15 protein-coding genes are annotated in these 15,593 nt (G+C 69.5%); 7 read left to right on the forward strand and 8 right to left on the reverse strand.

Annotated features, from left to right (window positions below):
- Positions 1–11: 11 nt before the first annotated feature.
- From MZC64_RS33905 to MZC64_RS33925, 5 genes are all read right to left on the reverse strand, one after another.
- A complete protein-coding gene (locus MZC64_RS33905; RefSeq protein ID WP_247763640.1) occupies positions 12–980 on the reverse strand; it encodes a PHB depolymerase family esterase in 969 nt (322 codons plus the stop codon).
- Positions 981–1,026: 46 nt separating this feature from the next.
- Positions 1,027–1,791, reverse strand: a complete 765-nt coding sequence (locus MZC64_RS33910; RefSeq protein ID WP_247763641.1) for a creatininase family protein — start codon at positions 1,789–1,791, stop codon at positions 1,027–1,029.
- A complete protein-coding gene (locus MZC64_RS33915) occupies positions 1,788–2,474 on the reverse strand; it encodes a FadR/GntR family transcriptional regulator (RefSeq protein ID WP_247763642.1) in 687 nt (228 codons plus the stop codon). Before MZC64_RS33915 ends, MZC64_RS33910 begins: the two co-directional genes overlap by 4 nt.
- A 156-nt stretch (positions 2,475–2,630) precedes the next feature.
- A complete protein-coding gene (locus MZC64_RS33920; RefSeq protein ID WP_247763643.1) occupies positions 2,631–5,144 on the reverse strand; it encodes an FtsX-like permease family protein in 2,514 nt (837 codons plus the stop codon).
- A 3-nt stretch (positions 5,145–5,147) separates the two neighbouring features.
- Entirely contained in the window at positions 5,148–5,873 is a 726-nt protein-coding gene (locus MZC64_RS33925; protein ID WP_247763644.1) for an ABC transporter ATP-binding protein, read from the reverse strand.
- A 77-nt stretch (positions 5,874–5,950) separates the two neighbouring features.
- Between MZC64_RS33925 and MZC64_RS33930 the strand changes: the two genes are divergently transcribed.
- The 7 genes from MZC64_RS33930 to MZC64_RS33960 all read left to right on the forward strand — a co-directional run bounded on the left by MZC64_RS33930 (position 5,951) and on the right by MZC64_RS33960 (position 13,038).
- On the forward strand, positions 5,951–7,183 hold the full coding sequence (locus tag MZC64_RS33930; RefSeq protein WP_247763645.1) for a sensor histidine kinase: 1,233 nt from the start codon (positions 5,951–5,953) through the stop codon (positions 7,181–7,183).
- Positions 7,184–7,194: 11 nt separating this feature from the next.
- A complete protein-coding gene (locus tag MZC64_RS33935) occupies positions 7,195–7,842 on the forward strand; it encodes a response regulator transcription factor (protein ID WP_247763646.1) in 648 nt (215 codons plus the stop codon).
- Positions 7,843–7,908: 66 nt separating this feature from the next.
- A complete protein-coding gene (locus tag MZC64_RS33940; RefSeq protein WP_247763647.1) occupies positions 7,909–9,336 on the forward strand; it encodes an AAA family ATPase in 1,428 nt (475 codons plus the stop codon).
- Entirely contained in the window at positions 9,333–9,983 is a 651-nt protein-coding gene (locus tag MZC64_RS33945) for a DUF4276 family protein (RefSeq protein WP_247763648.1), read from the forward strand. The genes MZC64_RS33940 and MZC64_RS33945 overlap by 4 nt, the downstream gene beginning before the upstream one ends.
- A gap of 77 nt (positions 9,984–10,060) precedes the next feature.
- The gene (locus tag MZC64_RS33950; RefSeq protein ID WP_247763682.1) at positions 10,061–11,230 is read left to right on the forward strand and encodes a lactate 2-monooxygenase; all 1,170 of its coding nucleotides are present in this window, start codon (positions 10,061–10,063) and stop codon (positions 11,228–11,230) included.
- Positions 11,227–12,189, forward strand: a complete 963-nt coding sequence (locus MZC64_RS33955) for a 2-hydroxyacid dehydrogenase (protein WP_247763649.1) — start codon at positions 11,227–11,229, stop codon at positions 12,187–12,189. The genes MZC64_RS33950 and MZC64_RS33955 overlap by 4 nt, the downstream gene beginning before the upstream one ends.
- Positions 12,190–12,795: 606 nt before the next feature.
- Positions 12,796–13,038, forward strand: coding sequence for a response regulator transcription factor (locus MZC64_RS33960; RefSeq protein ID WP_247763650.1), 243 nt, complete (start codon positions 12,796–12,798; stop codon positions 13,036–13,038).
- On the opposite strand, the gene MZC64_RS33965 is transcribed toward MZC64_RS33960, so the two are convergent.
- The 3 genes from MZC64_RS33965 to MZC64_RS33975 are packed head-to-tail and all read right to left on the reverse strand — an operon-like array spanning position 13,031 to position 15,551.
- A complete protein-coding gene (locus MZC64_RS33965) occupies positions 13,031–13,795 on the reverse strand; it encodes a class I SAM-dependent methyltransferase (RefSeq protein WP_247763651.1) in 765 nt (254 codons plus the stop codon). The two genes, MZC64_RS33960 and MZC64_RS33965, sit on opposite strands and share 8 nt — an antisense overlap.
- A 49-nt stretch (positions 13,796–13,844) precedes the next feature.
- The gene (locus MZC64_RS33970) at positions 13,845–15,119 is read right to left on the reverse strand and encodes an RNA polymerase sigma factor (RefSeq protein ID WP_247763652.1); all 1,275 of its coding nucleotides are present in this window, start codon (positions 15,117–15,119) and stop codon (positions 13,845–13,847) included.
- 15 nt (positions 15,120–15,134) lie between these two features.
- The gene (locus MZC64_RS33975; RefSeq protein ID WP_247763653.1) at positions 15,135–15,551 is read right to left on the reverse strand and encodes a YciI family protein; all 417 of its coding nucleotides are present in this window, start codon (positions 15,549–15,551) and stop codon (positions 15,135–15,137) included.
- Positions 15,552–15,593: the final 42 nt, after the last annotated feature.

Consider the following 15,593-nt stretch of genomic DNA (forward strand, 5'->3'; position numbering starts at 1 on the left):
GATCCCGGGGGTCAGCAGGGGAGTCGGGGCAGGCGGTACTGGCGGACGAAGTTCCACAGCACCTCGTGCGCCTCGATGGTCTGGGTGGTCACGCCGCCGCCGCTGTAGCTGTCGGCGCCGGGCCAGGTGTGCCCGCCACCGGTCACCGCGACGTGCTTCACTTCGACCCCGTCCTTGCACCGGGTCCAGCCGGTGACGGTGACATCGCTGCCGATCTGTTGTGCTGGCAACGTTTGCGTGCACTTGTCGCGGTTGGCCCACTGCTTGACCCACGTTGGGATCGCGGGCAGACCACGGTCCTCATCGCCGGTGTAGGGGATGGTCGCGTCGGCCGTGCCGTGGAACTCGATCACCGGCACCGGGCGGGACGGCTTGCAGGCGATCCCGTTGGGGTAGAAGGCGCCCGCGATCGGCGCGATGGCGGTGATCCGGTCGGCCAGGGTGCAGGCCAGGATGCCGATGAAGCCGCTGCCGTTGGACTTGCCGGTGGCGTAGACCCGCCGCATGTCCAGGCACAGCGTGGACTTCAGCGAGTCCAGGAGATCGTTGGTGAAGGCCACGTCGTCCACGCCGGGGGCGGCATACGGCGCGCCCTGCCAGGCCTGGCGATCACCCTCGCCGGTGCCGATGACCCCGTTGGGGTAGACCACGACCGCGGGCAAGGTGGACAGTTTGGAGAACTCCTCGGTGCCCGCGCCGGTGTTGCCGCGGCCGTGGTAGGCCAGGATCAGCGGCCAGTCCGAAGTGGACTCGTAGTCGGCGGGCAGGTGCAGCTGATAGGTGCGGTCCCGGCCGCCGCTGCCGAGGTGGTGCAGGGCGCTGGTGCCCGGCGACTGCGGCGATGGCTTGCCGCAGCCGCCGGGAACAGTGGTCCGAGTGGGGGGCTCGGACCCGGCCGCCGCCCCGGCAACACTGGGGAGGATTGCCGCGACGGCGGTGCACAACAGGGCTACGGTGCGCAGCCTGGACAGACGAGACATGGCGCTATCCCTTTCGTCGGCTCTGACGAGGGGTGATGCGGGATGGTCAGGTGGCCAGCCAGTCGTCGACGTAACCGACGATCCGGTTCACCACAGTGTCCACAATGGACTCACCGGCCTGCGCGGTGGCGCGGCGCGGATCGCCCAGCACCCCGTTGGGGCTGAGCCGGTCGTAGCGCAGTGCGAGCTTGGGATGACCGTCCTTCCTGGACAGTCGAGCCAAGGGGGAGAGTTCGTCGAGGGTGGTGGTGCCGGGCCGCAGGTGGCTGGTGCGCACCAGTTCCGGCGCCAGGTGCAGCATTTGCGCGGTCTCGGCCTCGCCGCTGTGCCCGTGCACCTCGCTGACGCCCATATCGGCCACCACCTGCCCGGCCAGCGCGGTCAGCGGTGTCCAGGCGAATTCGAGATCGGGGTGGGTGGCCAGGTAGTCCTGGGCGACCGTGCCGAGCGCGGCATTGTTGCCGCCGTGCCCAGTGATCACCAGGATCTTCCGCCAGCCGTGCCGGTACAGGCTGTCGCCGTATTCGCGCACCAGGGTGGCGAAGGTGGTGGTGGACAAGGAGATGGTGCCTGCGAAGGCCAGGTGGTGCGGGGACACGCCGACCGGCAGCGAGGGCCCGATGACCGCGCGGCCGCCGAGTTTGGCCGCCACCAGGTCGGCCACCCGTTCGGCCCGGATGAGGTCGGTGGCCATCGGCAGCCCCGGCCCGTGCTGTTCGAAGGCGCCCGCGGGCAGCAGCACGACCGGGCTGTCCCGGACCGCGGCCGCGGCCTGTTCGGTGGTCAGTTCACCAAGCCGGTGGCTGGTCATTCCTGGCCGCCGATCGGCTCGTCGGCGACTGCCGCGCGGATGGACTGGAGGTGCTCGCGCACCAGTTGTTCGGCAAGGTCGGCCTCTCCGTCCCGGACCGCGGCGACGATCTCGCGGTGTTCGGCGTGGTCCCGGTCTCGATCGTGGTAGCGGTGCCGGATCTCGATCTGCTCCCGGGACCGCATGTGCAGCAACGCCTCCACCATTTCCCGCAGTAACCCGTTGCCGGTCACCGCGGCCAGCGCGACGTGGAAGGTCAGGGCGGGCCGGATATCGCTCACCGGCGGGCGCAACGCGTTGTCCGCGGCGGATTCCAGCGCGGCCAGGGCTTCCGGCACCCGGGCGCGGGCCGCCGCGGCGGCGATGGCCGGCTCCAGCACCAGGCGGGCGTCGACCAGTTCGAGGATGGACTCCCGGGTCACCGGCGGGCGGTGCGGGTTGGCCAGCAGCCGCCGGTCCAGGCCGGGCCCGACGTAGGTGCCGGAGCCGTGCCGCAGTTCGACCACGCCGGTGGCCTCCAGGCGGCGCAACGCCTCGCGCACGGTGGGGGTGGTGACGTCGAGCCTGCGCGCGAGGTCGCGGGAGGAGGCCAGCGCCTCGCCGGGCGCCAGCCGCTCACTGCGGATGATCTCGACGATGTCGTCGGCCAGTCGCTCGGACAGCGTCTGCTCGCGTCGGCTCATAAAGTGACTAAATCACTTAGTCGGGGGTGGGTCAAGAGGGCTCATGCTGTCGAGTGATGACCCGTGACCTGCTGAGACCCGGTCCACCCGCGCGTGTGGAGCGGGACAGTCGCGACTCCTGACCCGCGGTCGTGAGGTCGACCGCGGGTCAGGGGATCAGGCGGCGTGCTGCCGTGCCGCCCGGCTGAGCCTGCGCGCGGGCAGCCGGATCGAGCACAGTCCGATCAGCACGGACACCCCCACGATGCCCAGGTACACCCACGGCGGCCCGGCCGGGATCGGGGTGCCGGTGAGGTTGAGGCTGAGGAAGGCCAGCGGCAGTACCGGTACCGCGGAGCCGATCACGACCGCGATGGAGACCACCAGCACCGATTCGGCCCGGAACATTCGGAGCACCTGGCGCCGGGTGCCGCCGAGCAGGCGGAGCAGCCGGACCTCGCCGAGGCGGTCCAGGGTGGAGGTCACCAGGCTGTTGACCACGGAGAGGGCGACGTAGAGCAGGATCACGCCGAGCAGGATGCGGTTCAGCCAGAGGTTGGCCTCCTGCTGGGCGTCGGTGGCCACGGTCAGCTCGGCCTTGTCGCGCACCTGGAGACCGGGGTACTGACCGGCCAGTTCGGACAGTGCTGTGTGGACAGAAGGGTTGCCCGCGACCAGGATGGAGTCGGCCAGGCGGTCGGTGGTGTGCGGCAGCAGCACGTCCTGGGGGAACAGCGCGTCGCCGTAGCCCAGGTTGCGGTCGAAGGTGGCGATGAGTGTCGGGGTGACCTTGGTGCGGTCGCCCAGGTACAGCTCGACCCGGTCGCCGAGTTTCTTGCCCAGCCAGGATGCCTCGGTGCTGCTCAGGGCCACGGTGTCGCCGCGCAGGTCGGCCAGGTTGCCGGTGACGCCGGTCAGGTTCAGCGTGCCGGTGAGCTGGTTTCCTTCCACGCCATAGGCTTTGGACTTGGACAGGGGTTCCTCGGCGGCGGTCTTGTCCTCGGCGATGATCTCGGTGCCGATCAGCGGGGTGGCGGCGGTGACGCCGGGGATGCGGCGGGCCGCGGCGGCCACCTCGGCGGGTACGCCCTGGGGGGCGGTCAGCACGTAGTCGGCCACGGTGGCCGCGCGGGCCTGGTGCTGGGTGGCCTCGCTCAGCGTGGTGCCGCTGTAGAACTGGGTGACCGCGAAGCCGATGGTGAGTACCAGGGGGGTCACCGCGGCGGCCAGTCGGCGCGAGTTGGCGGCGCTGTTGTGCGCGGCCAGGAACTTCTCCGCCCGCCTCGACCGCAGGAACACGCCCGCGGCCACCCGGGTCGCGAGGCCGGTGATCACCGGGCCGAGCAGGCCGATGCCGATGATCGCGATCAGCACCGAGGAGCCCGCCGGGACCATGGCCAGTTCGCCGGGCAGGAACAGGGTGGACAGCACGCCCGCGCCCGCCACCACGAGCAGCGCGGCGCCGGTGATCTTGCGGCCCCGGCTCAGCTTGGCCGGTTCCACCGCGGCCTCGCCGAGGGCCTCGGTCGGCTTGAGCCGCAGCATCCGGCCTGCCGAGGACCAGGCGGCGAGCTGGGCCGCGCCCACGCACAGCAGCGCGGTGGCCAGTGCGGGCACCGGGCTGAGGGAGAGGGTGAAGTCGGGGGAGATGACGCCGATGGTGACGAAGAAGTCCCGCAGCCAGTGCGCGACGTACAGGCCGGGCGCGACGCCCAGTAGTGCGGCGACGCCGGAGACCAGGAGGGTTTCCGCGCCGATCAGTTTGCGCACCTGGCGTGGGGTGGCCGCGATGGCGCGCAGCAGGGCCAGTTCGCGGCGGCGCTGGTTGAGCACCAGGGCGAGGGTGCTCGCGGTCACGAAGATCACGATCATCAGCACGAAGCCGGAGAACGAGCCGGAGACCATCGTCAGCACGAATCTCGACTGCGCGCCGTCGAGCTGTTCCGCTTCGCCGCGGTCGAGTCCGGTGTGCACGAGCACGCCGGATGGGAGCTTGCCGTCGAGGTTGTCTACTTGGCCGAACACGCCGATCGCGGCCACCTGGTCCGGGCTGCCGGAGAGGGTTTTCGCGGTGCTGTCGTGGAAGAACAGCGCGGACTGGCGGATCAGCCGGTCCCGGCCGGACGGCGTGGCGATGCCGCTGACCCGGTAGGCGCGCGGGGCCGAGTCGACCATGATCCGCACCTGGTCGCCGACGGCGAACCGGGACCGCTGGGCGAGTTCGGCGTCGAGGACCACCTCGGTGGGACCCGGCGCCTTGCCGCTGCTGAGGGTGAACGGGGTCAGGCCGGCGCTGCCCCAGCCGTGGCCGAGGGACCGTCCCCCGTCCGCGCCGGACAGCACCTGGTTGTCCTTGCCGACCACGGTGGCCGGGAAGCTGATCTCGCCGACCGCCTTGGTCACCCCGGGAATCCGGGCCACCTCGCCGACCAGCGTGGCGGGCAGCGGGACCTTCTCGGTCAGGTCCTCGCTCTTGTCCGATTTCTCTGCCAGCTCCACGGTGATCGTGCGGTCGGCGGCGAGCACCGCGGGCGCGGCCGAGTAGCGCTGCGCGGCGACCCCGCCGAACAGGCCCGATTCCAGCAGCACCCCGCAGGCGGTGAGCAGGATCGCGCCGCCGAACAGGGCCAGGAACGCCGCGGCGAACCCGGCCTTGCGGGCGCGGATCGTCTTCCAGGCGAAGGAGAACACGGCTCACCACTCCCCGAGGTGGGTCATCCGGGCGGCGACCTGGTCCGGCGTCGGCGCGAGCAGTTCGTCCACGAACCGGCCGTCGGCCAGGAACAGCACGCTGTGCGCGTGCGCGGCGGCCACCGGGTCGTGGGTGACCATCACCACGGTCTGGCCCAGTTCGTCCACCAGTTGGCGGAGCAGGGCCAGCACCTGGGCGCCGGTGCGCGAGTCCAGTGCGCCGGTGGGCTCGTCGGCGAAGACCACCTCGGGCCGGGTGACCAGCGCGCGGGCGATCGCCACCCGCTGCTGCTGACCGCCGGAGAGCTGGTTCGGCCGCCGGTGCAGCAGGCCGTCCAGGCCGACCCGGCGGGTGATCTCGGCCAGCCAGGCCCGGTCCGCGGCGCGCCCGGCGAACCGCAGCGGCAGGGTGATGTTGTCGGTGACGCTGAGCGCGGGCAACAGGTTGTAGCCCTGGAAGACGAATCCGATCCGCTCCCGGCGCAGCTCGGTCAGCTTCGTCTCCTTGAGACCGGTCAGTTCGGTCTCGCCCAGACGCACCGAACCGGAGGTTGGCCGGTCGAGTCCGGCCGCGCACTGCAGGAAGGTGCTTTTGCCCGAACCGGACGGTCCCATCACGGCGGTGAACCGTCCACGTGGGATGGACCGGCTCACCCGGTCCAGCGCGGTGGTCGAGCTGTCACCGTTGCCGTACACCTTGGTGACCGAGTCCAGTCGTACTGCTGTCATGACCACGACGGTAGGTTTGCCCGGGTGCGCCGCGACATCCCGCGGAGTGCCGGATCGAGGGTGGGGCAGGCTCCACCATGGGAGGCGAGATGCGGGCGGCGCTGCTGCGATTCGGGCGAGCGGTGCTCGGCCTCTCGCTCGGGTTCGCCACCGCGCTGGCCGGGATCATCGTCCTGTGCGGACTGCTGATCTGCGCGCTGCTCGTGGTCACCCTGCCGCTGCTGCCCTACGCCGCGCGGGCGCAGCGCTGGGTGGTGGCGGTGGATCGCCGCCGGATCGCCGCGCGCACCGGCACGCCGATCCCGGTCCACTACGCCGAGCTGTCCGGACCGCGGGTCCAGCAGATCATCACGGTGATCACCGATCCGGCGACCCGCCGGGACCTGCTGTGGCAGGCGGTGCACCTGCCCGCGGGCATGCTGCTGGGCCTGATCGGCTTCGGCCTGCCGGCCTCGGTGCCGCAGAACCTGGTGGTCGTGCCGCTGATCTGGTGGGCGGTGCCCGGCGGCGTGGACGGCTCCTACGGGGTGCACGTGGACTCCTGGCCGACCGCCGCGTTGTGCGCGGGCACCGGACTGCTCGCCGCGGCGCTGGCCTGGTTCCTGGTGCCCAGGGCGGCCGACTGGGAGGCGCGCTGGGCGCCGAACCTGCTCGCGCCCGGCCGGGCCAGCCTGGTGCAGCGGGTCGCCGAGCTGACCGCGACCAGGGCCGCCGCGCTGGAGGCGCACGGCGCCGAGTTGCGCCGGATCGAACGCGATCTGCACGACGGCACGCAGAACCGCCTGGTCGCGGTGGTGATGCACCTGGGCATCGTGGAACGCGCGCTGCGCCGGGACCCGGCGGTGGCGCTGTCCTCGGTGCTCACCGCGCAGAACGCGGCCACCGACGCGCTCACCGAACTGCGCGAGGTGGTGCGCAGCATCTACCCGCCGGTGCTGGCCGACCGCGGCCTGGACGGCGCGGTGGACGCGGTGGTCGCCCGCTGCCCCATCCCGTGCACGCTCACCGTGACCGGTCTGCGCAGGCTGCCCGCCGCGGTGGAGGCGGCCGCCTACTTCGTCATCGCCGAGGCGCTGACCAACGTGGCCAAGCACAGCGGTGCCGAGTCCGCCCAGGTTTCCCTTGCGGTGCAAGGAGATCACCTGGTGGTCGAGGTCCGCGACGACGGCCACGGCGGCGCCGAGGAGGCCAATGGCACCGGGCTGACCGGGATCCGTCGCCGGGTCGCGGCCTTCGACGGCCGGACCACCCTGTCCAGTCCCGAGGGCGGCCCCACCGTCCTGGACGTCCGCCTGCCCACCGGAACCTGAGAGGACCCCCCGTGCGGATCGTGATCGCCGAGGACGACGCCCTGCTGCGCGAGGGCCTGTCCCTGTTGCTGCGCAGCGAGGGTATGGACGTGGTCACCGCGGTGGAGCACCCGGACGCGCTGCTCGCCGCGATCGCGGCCGAGTCGCCGGATGTGGCCGTGGTCGACGTCCGGTTGCCGCCGACCTTCACCGACGAGGGCCTGCGCGCCGCGGTGGAGGCCCGGCGCAGACATCCCGGGCTCGCTGTGCTGGTGCTCTCGGCCTACGTCGAGGACAGCTACGCGGGGGAGTTGCTGGCCAGCCCCGGCGGCGGGATCGGCTACCTGCTCAAGGAACGGGTCGGCAAGGTCGCCGACTTCCTGGACGCGCTCAACCGGGTCGCCGCCGGCGGCACCGCGCTGGACCCCGAGGTGGTCGCCCAGCTGCTGGTCCGCCGCCGCGCCGACGACCCGATCCGCACCCTGACCGCCCGCGAACGCGAAGTCCTGGCGCTGATGGCCGAGGGCCACTCCAACACCACCATCGGCGAGATGCTGGTGATCAGCGCGGGCGCGGTGCACAAGCACATCGGCAACATCTTCACCAAACTCGACCTGCCCAGCACGGACGGGGCCGGCCACCGGCGGGTGCAGGCCGTGCTCGCCTACCTGCGTGCCTGAGAAGGACTGTGTTCCTGAGAAGGGATGGGCCATGCCAGCTCAGTACGGGCACCGTAGGCTGTTCCCATGTTGACCAGGCTGGAGGTTCGTGGGTTCAAGAACCTGCTGGATGTTAACGTGGATCTTGGCCCTTTCACCTGTATCGCGGGCGCGAATGGTATAGGCAAGTCGAACGTTTTCGATGCGATCGAGTTCCTGTCCTATCTTGCGAATGACAGCCTGGTTGAAGCGTCTCAGCGCGTGCGGGGCGCATCCGGACTTCGTGGCGGCGATCCGAGGGACTTGTTCTGGGATGGGTATCGTGAGCATCAGCGGCAAATAGACTTGGCCGTCGAGATGATCGTGCCTGCCGAGGTGGAGGACGATCTTGGCGCATTTGCCAAGGCGACGACCACGTTCCTGCGTTACGAGCTGTCACTGGGGTACTCGGCTCCGGAGGGGGAAGGTAGTGTAGGTAGACTGACCTTGCTTCGGGAAGAGTTGCGGCATATTAATCGAGGTGACGCCGCTCGGCACCTTCGTTTTCCGCACAGTGTGAAGAATTTTCGCAACGCCGTTGTGTTGGGGAAGCGAAGCGGTGGCGCGTATCTGTCGACCGAGAACCGTGCGGGTGGCACGGTAATCAATGTTCATGGGGACGGCGGGAGCTTCGGAAAGCCACAGCCGCGGGCGGTTTCCCGGGCTGGCAGAACTGTGCTCAGCACGGTGACCACCAACGACTATCCCACCATTCTGGCGGCGCGTCGGGAAATGCAGAGTTGGCGCAGGCTCGCGCTGGAGCCTTCCGCGCTTCGGGCCCCCGACGGGTTCGTGGATCCTCGTATTCTGAGTCCCAGTGGCCAGCATCTCGCGTCGACACTCTACAGAATTGCGAACGAAGCGGGGCCAGGAATGGAGGCGCCCGACTCCGATGCGGTTTACGCAAGGGTGGCCGGGCGGCTTTCTGACCTGGCTGGTATCGGTGCTGAGAGTATCTCCGTGGAGCCGGACCAGGTTCGCGAGGTTTTTACCCTGTTCTTGCAGGAAAAGGGCAATCTTCGTCTCCCAGCTCGGGCGCTGTCGGAAGGAACCTTGCGTTTCCTTGCTCTCTGTGTGCTGCTTGAGGACCCCACCTTCAGAGGATTGATTTGCATGGAGGAGCCGGAAAACGGAATTCATCCGGCGAACCTTCCGGCAATCCTCAAGCTGGTGGAGGACTTGGCGGTCGACGTTACCGAATCGCCAGATGAGAGCAACACGTTTAGGCAGGTGATTGTTAATACTCATGCGCCTGGTGTTGTTCAGCTGTGCAGTCCTCAAGATCTTCTGCTGGCGGAGGCGCGACCATATCGAACAGCGGAAGGGGTAGTTACGCGGGCGCTCTCGCTGGTTCCTTTCAAGGATTCTTGGCGGGCGGTCGACGGAGAACCGTCTTTCTCGGAGGCTGACGTTGTGGCCTATCTTGTCGCACCTGCTGGAGCGCAGCTCCGCCTTCCTTGGGATCTTGTCGTATGAGCCAGCGATCGTATTCGGGCCTGTTCGTGGCAGAGGGAACCTCGGATCTTCCGCTTGCTGGTATCGTCGAGTCGCTCTTCTTTGCCAGGGGCATCTCTCTTCATCTCAGTAGTCCTGACTATTTGCTACTGGCTGGCAAAGTGGAAAAGGATATCCGATCCAAACTGGTTGCGGGTGTGCAGCTTGTTGGCAAGGAACCTGATATCGTTGTTGTTCACCGAGACTCAGATAACGTGGATCCGGAGAAGCGGCGCGAAGAAATTGTCCGCGGTGCTGATGCGGCCGGAATTAGTTCGGATGTCGTGCCGGTGATCCCGGTCAAGATGACAGAAGCCTGGCTGCTGCTCGATGAGTTCGCCATTCGGCAGGTTGCTGGGAATCCGCGTGGTCGAATGGACCTCGGTTTGCCAAAAATACATGAGGTTGAATCGAAGGCGGATCCCAAGAAGATTCTGAGTGAATGCCTGGTTCGGGCTGCAGATGCTACTGGTCGTCGCAGGAAGACGGTCGTGGATAGATTCTCCAATCATCGGCGACAATTGCTGGAGCGGCTAGATCCGAATGGTGCGGTCACGCGGCTTGTCAGCTGGCAATCACTCTTGAATGACATTGAATCCACCGTTGATCGCTGGTTGCGTCAGAGCTGATGGATAGGCGTTCCGGGTCGATTTTTCAGAGTGCTGACTATTTCGGCCGATAGCCTCGACTGATGATGGGAGACGAAATGTCAGCTCAGTACGGGCAGTACCAGAACGAGATTTACCTCCAGGGCCTCGGTGATGTCCGGCCGCCGATGAGCACCGACCCCACCACCCTGGAAACCATGGCCAAGGGCCTCCTGGACCCGGGCCCGTTCGGCTACGTCGCGGGCGGCGCCGGTTCCGGGGCCACCGTGCGGGCCAACCGGGAGGCATTCGACCGCTGGCGCCTGGTGCCCCGGATGCTGCGCGACGCCACCGACCGCGACCTCACCACCACTGTGCTCGGCCAGCAGCTCCCGGCGCCGATCCTGCTCGCACCCATTGGCGTGCAGGCGATCGTGCACCCCGAGGCGGAATCGGCCACCGCTCGCGCCGCCGCCGCGCTGGGCCTGCCGATGATCCTGTCCACCGCCTCCTCCACCACCATCGAGGACGTCGCGGCGGCCAGTGGCGAGGGGCCGCGCTGGTATCAGCTGTACTGGCCCAACGACGACGAGGTGTGTGCCAGCCTGCTGCGCCGGGCCAAGGCCGCCGGGTACACCGCCCTGGTGGTCACCCTGGACACCTGGACCCTGGCCTGGCGGCCGACCGACCTGGACCAGTCCTACCTGCCGTTCCTGCGTGGCGTGGGCACCGCGATCCCGTTCTCCGACCCGGCTTTCCGCGCTGGGCTGGCGAAATCGCCGGAGGACGACCCGCAGATGGCGATCCTGCGCTGGATCGGGCTGTTCACCGGGCAGGACAAGAGCTGGGACCGGCTCGCCTTCCTGCGCGCGCACTGGGACGGGCCGATCGTGCTCAAGGGCATCCAGCACGTCGACGACGCGCGCCGGGCCGCCGACGCCGGGATCGAGGGCATCGTGGTGTCCAACCACGGCGGTCGCCAGGTGGACGGCGCGATCGCCTCCCTGGACGCGCTGCCCGGCATCGCCGAGGCCGTCGGGGATCGCCTGGACGTGCTGTTCGACTCGGGCGTACGCACCGGCGCCGACGTGCTCAAGGCCATCGCGCTGGGCGCCAAGGCGGTGCTGCTGGGGCGGCCGTGGGTGTACGGGCTCGCGCACAGCGGCGAGGCGGGTGTGCGGCACGTGCTGCGCTCCATCCTGGCCGACACCGAACTCACCCTCGGCCTCGCCGGCCACCGCACCCCCGGCGAACTCGGCCGGGACGCGCTCGCGGAGGTCACCCGATGAAGGTCCTCGCCGTGCTGTCCCCGCACGTCGGCGGGGTGAAACTGAGCGGCATGATCGGCGCCGCGCTGGGCGAGGGCTTCGAGCTGACCGCGGTGGAGGAGACCGGGGCCGACCCGGTCGCGCTGCGCGAGGCGGAGATCATCCTCAGCGCGCTCGCCCCGGTCACCGCCGAGCACCTGGCCCAGGCGGACAACGCCCGGTTCCTCCAGGTCTCCAGTCACGGCTTCGACCACGTCGACCTGGCCGCCGCCCGCGCCCGCGGCATCACCGTGTGCACCATCGGGTCCAGCGACGCCGAGGCCCAGGACGTGGCCGAACAGGCGCTGTGCCTGATGCTCGCGCTGGCCAAACAACTCATCCCCGGCCACAACGCCCTGGTCCAGGGCGACTGGGCGCTGCCCCGGCTCCAGTTCAGCATCACCGAACTCTTCGGCAAGACCCTGGGCATCGTCGGTTTCGGCGCCATCGGCCGCGAACTCGCCAAGCGCGCCAAGGCATTCGACCTGCGGCTGCGGTGCGCCACCCGCCGTCCGCTGGACCCTGCACTGGCCGCCCGCTACGACATCACCGAGCGCCCCCTGGACGAGCTGCTCGCCGAATCCGACTACGTCTCCCTGCACCTGCCGCTCACCGCGGCCACCCACCACCTGATCAACGCCGAGCGGCTGGCGCTGCTGAAACCCACCGCCATCCTGATCAACACCTCCCGCGGCGCCCTGGTCGACCAGGACGCGCTGGCCGCCGCGCTCACCGCGGGCCGGCTGGGCGGCGCGGGCCTGGACGTCTTCGACCCCGAACCCCCACCCGCCGATCTGCCGCTGCTGCGCGCGCCCAACGTGGTGCTGTCCCCGCACGCCGGCGGGGTCACCCGGGAGTCCATGCTGCGCATCGCCGCCGCGGCACTGGACAACGTGCGCCGCTACGCCGCCGGCCAGACCCCGGCGGACATCGTGAGCTGATTGCCCGCTACAGCGGACAACAACGCCCGCGCGGCCACGCTGGGCAAAAGGGTTTTTGATGTCAAGCACAGTAAAAGTCAGGCAACCGGTGCGGCTGAACAACCCCTGATGCCCCCGCACTCGCACCAATCCGGCGCACCCGCATGCCCGCTCGCCGGGTGAACCATGCCCGTTTCACGCCCGTTCGAGACAACGTTTTCTCATCCGGGCACCCCGGTACACAGTGGACAAACGTGGTGCGCCCCCGCTGCCGGTCGTAGACCACCCGGCCTCGGTCACCCGGCGCATCCGGCCCGCCCGAGGCGGCCTCTTGCCCGGTTTCCGCCCGCGCGGACGGGTAAGCGCTTACCGATACCTCACAAATCCACTCGTGTTGATGCCCGAATGGACCACGAAGTGTGCCCGGCAAGATCGCAACTCTCCGTAAGTCGGTCGCTGCCGATCTTGTCGACCTGGTGCCAGACTGGCGGTTCGAACCGGGGCTGAGCTGCGGCGCATGGTCTGTGCGGGATCGCCAGATCCCCACCACAGGACGTGGTGACGCCCGACCGGTCCCTGGTATAGACCATTTGGGCGGTTGTGTCCGTGGTGTGAGGAGGCCCTGAGATGATGTTGCAGACGAGCCAGGCACCGCGTCCGGCGGAGCTGACCGAGGACCTGCTGGACGCTCAGGCGCGGGCCCTGCTGTCGCTGATGCGGTCGGGCTGCACGGACGAGTCGATCGCCCGTCAGCTGGGCATCAGCCCGCGCACGGTGTTGCGCCGGATCCGCACCCTGATGGACCGGGCGGGCTGCACCACCCGGTTCCAGCTGGGTTGTCACGCGCAACGGCGAGGCTGGCTCACCTGACCGGCTTGGCCGCCTCGATCAGGAATCGGGTGGTGTGCGCCAGGAACGGGCCCTGCGCCCGGATCCGCTCGTGCAGCCGCCGCAGGGTCGGCAGGTAATCGGTCACGGTGAACCCGGGCACCATCCAGATCACCTTGCGCAGGAAGTAGATCACCGCGCCGATGTCGTGGAATTCGGTGCGCAGTTTTTCCAGTCGCAGTTCCCGCACCTCCAGTCCGACGGCCTCCGCCGCGGCCTTGGCGTCCTCCGGGTTCCGGCCGTTGCGCACCGATTCCGGTTGCGGGCCGAGGAAGTACTCCACCAGCTCGAACACGCTGGCCGGTCCGACCTGCTGGGAGAAATAGGTCCCGCCGGGCGCCAGCACCCTGGCGATCTCCGCCCACCAGGTGGTCACCGGATGCCGGCTGACCACCAGGTCGAAGGTGTTGTCCGCGAACGGGAGTGGCGGTTCGTCGGCATCCAGGAGCACCCGCGCGCCGCGGGGTGCGAGCAGTTCCCTGGCCTTGGCCAGGTTGGGTTCCCAGGATTCGGTGGCATAGGTCTGTTCGGCGAGTCGCGGCACCCCGGCCAGTACCTCGCCGCCGCCGGTCTGGATGTCCAGGGCCGTGCGCGCGGCCGCCATCCGCTCGCCCATGGCCCGCTGATAGCCCCAGGACGGGCGCTCTTCGCTGGCCCGGCCGTCGAGCCAGGAGAAATCCCAGCCGTCCACCGAGACTTCGGCCGCCTCGGTCACCAGGTCGTCAAAACTCCGGTCCATACCGGCAGCCTGTCATTCGGGCGGGGAATCGGCGACCGGATAATCCGGTTCAGTCGAGTGCGGCGAGTTTGCCTGCCAGCACTGCCCGTTCCCGTTCGTTGCCACACAACCCGACCGCCCGCTGGAGTTCCTCGCGGGCCTCGGCGGTCCGCCCCAGCCGGCTGAGCAGTTCCCCGCGCACGCTCGGCAGCAGGTGCGAGTGAGCGAGGGCCTGACCGGCGACCAGGTCGTCCACTATGGACAGTGCGGCCGCCGGTCCCTGGGCCATGGCCACCGCGGCGGCCCGGTTGAGGTCGACCACGGGGGAGGGCGCGAGCTGCCCGAGTGCCTCGTAGAGCAGCACGATCCGTTCCCAGTCGGTGGCCGCCACCGAGTCGGCCACGGCGTGGCATTCGGCGATCGCGGCCTGCAACCCGTAGGCGCCCAGCCCACGGCCGGCCTGTTCGGCGCGGGCCAGCGCGGCCCGGCCGCGGCGGATCGCGGCCCGGTCCCAGCGCCGCCGGTTCTGCTGTTCCAGCAACACCGGCTCGCCGTCCGGCCCGGTGCGTGCGGGGAAGCGGGCCGCGGTCAGTTCCAGGAGGGCCAGCAGCCCGTGCACCTCGGGCGCCTGCGGCATCAGCCGGGCCAGCACTCGCGCCAGCCGCTGGGCCTCACCGGCCAGGTCGAACCGGATCAGGTCGTCCCCGGAGCTGGCCGAGGAGCCCTCGGTGAAGATCAGGTAGACCACGGTGAGCACCGACCCGATCCGCGCGGGCCACTCCTGCGCGGGAGGCACCTCGAAGGGCACCCTGGCCGCGGCGAGGGTTTTCTTCGCCCTGGTGATCCGGGCCTGCACGGTGGCGGTCGGCACCAGGAACGCCTTGGCGATCTCGTCGCTGGTCAGACCGCCGACCACGCGCAGGGTCAGGGTCACCCTGGCTTCCCTGGACAGCACCGGGTGGCAGGAGATGAACATCAGCGCGAGCACGTCGTCGTCGATCTGGTCCGGGTCCCACAGCACGTCCTGGCCCTGCTCGACCGCGGTGCCCGCGTAGGCGCCGCCCTCGCCGAGGCCGTGCGCGAGCGCGGCGTAACGCTCGTCCAGGGCGGAACGCCGCCGGTAGCTGTCGATCGCCCGGCGCTTGCCCACGGTGAGCAGCCAGCCCGCCGGGTTGCGCGGCACGCCCTCGCGCGGCCAGGTCACCAGCGCCTCGGCCAGGGCTTCCTGGGCGAGGTCCTCGGCCAGCGCGAAATCGCCGGTGCTCCGGGCGAGCGCACCGACGATCCGCGCCGACTCGATCCGCCAGACCGCGGCCACCGCCTCGCGACCGGTCGGATCAGCCATGTCGGGTCGTCCCGGTCAGAGCTGACCGGCGGCCTCGCGCCAGGCCCGCTCCTTCTGGATCCACTCGTTGTCCTGCGGGAACTCCTCGATCGAGGCCACCCGCCGGATCTCGACCTTGGCCCCTGGCCCGGCCATCGGCGCCCGCCGGGCCCACTCCACGGCTTCCTCCCGCGAGGCCACGTTGAGGATCCAGAACCCGCCGAACAGCTCCTTGGTCTCGCCGTAGGGCCCGTCGGTGACCACCGGCGGCTCGGTGGAGTAATCCACCACCACGCTGTCCTTCTGGTCCAGGCCCTCCATCGCGACCAGCACCCCGGCCCGGATCAGCTCGTCGCCGTACTTGCCCATCGAGGTCATGATCTCGGCGAAGTCGATGTCCTGGTACGCGGCGATGGTCTCGTCGGTGGCCCGCATGATCAGCATGTACTTCATGGTCGTGTGCTCCCTGGTCGCTCCGGGCCCGGCTCTCGGGCC

This window comes from Crossiella sp. S99.2, assembly GCF_023094165.1.
In the GTDB taxonomy this organism is placed as follows: Bacteria; Actinomycetota; Actinomycetes; order Mycobacteriales; family Pseudonocardiaceae; genus Crossiella.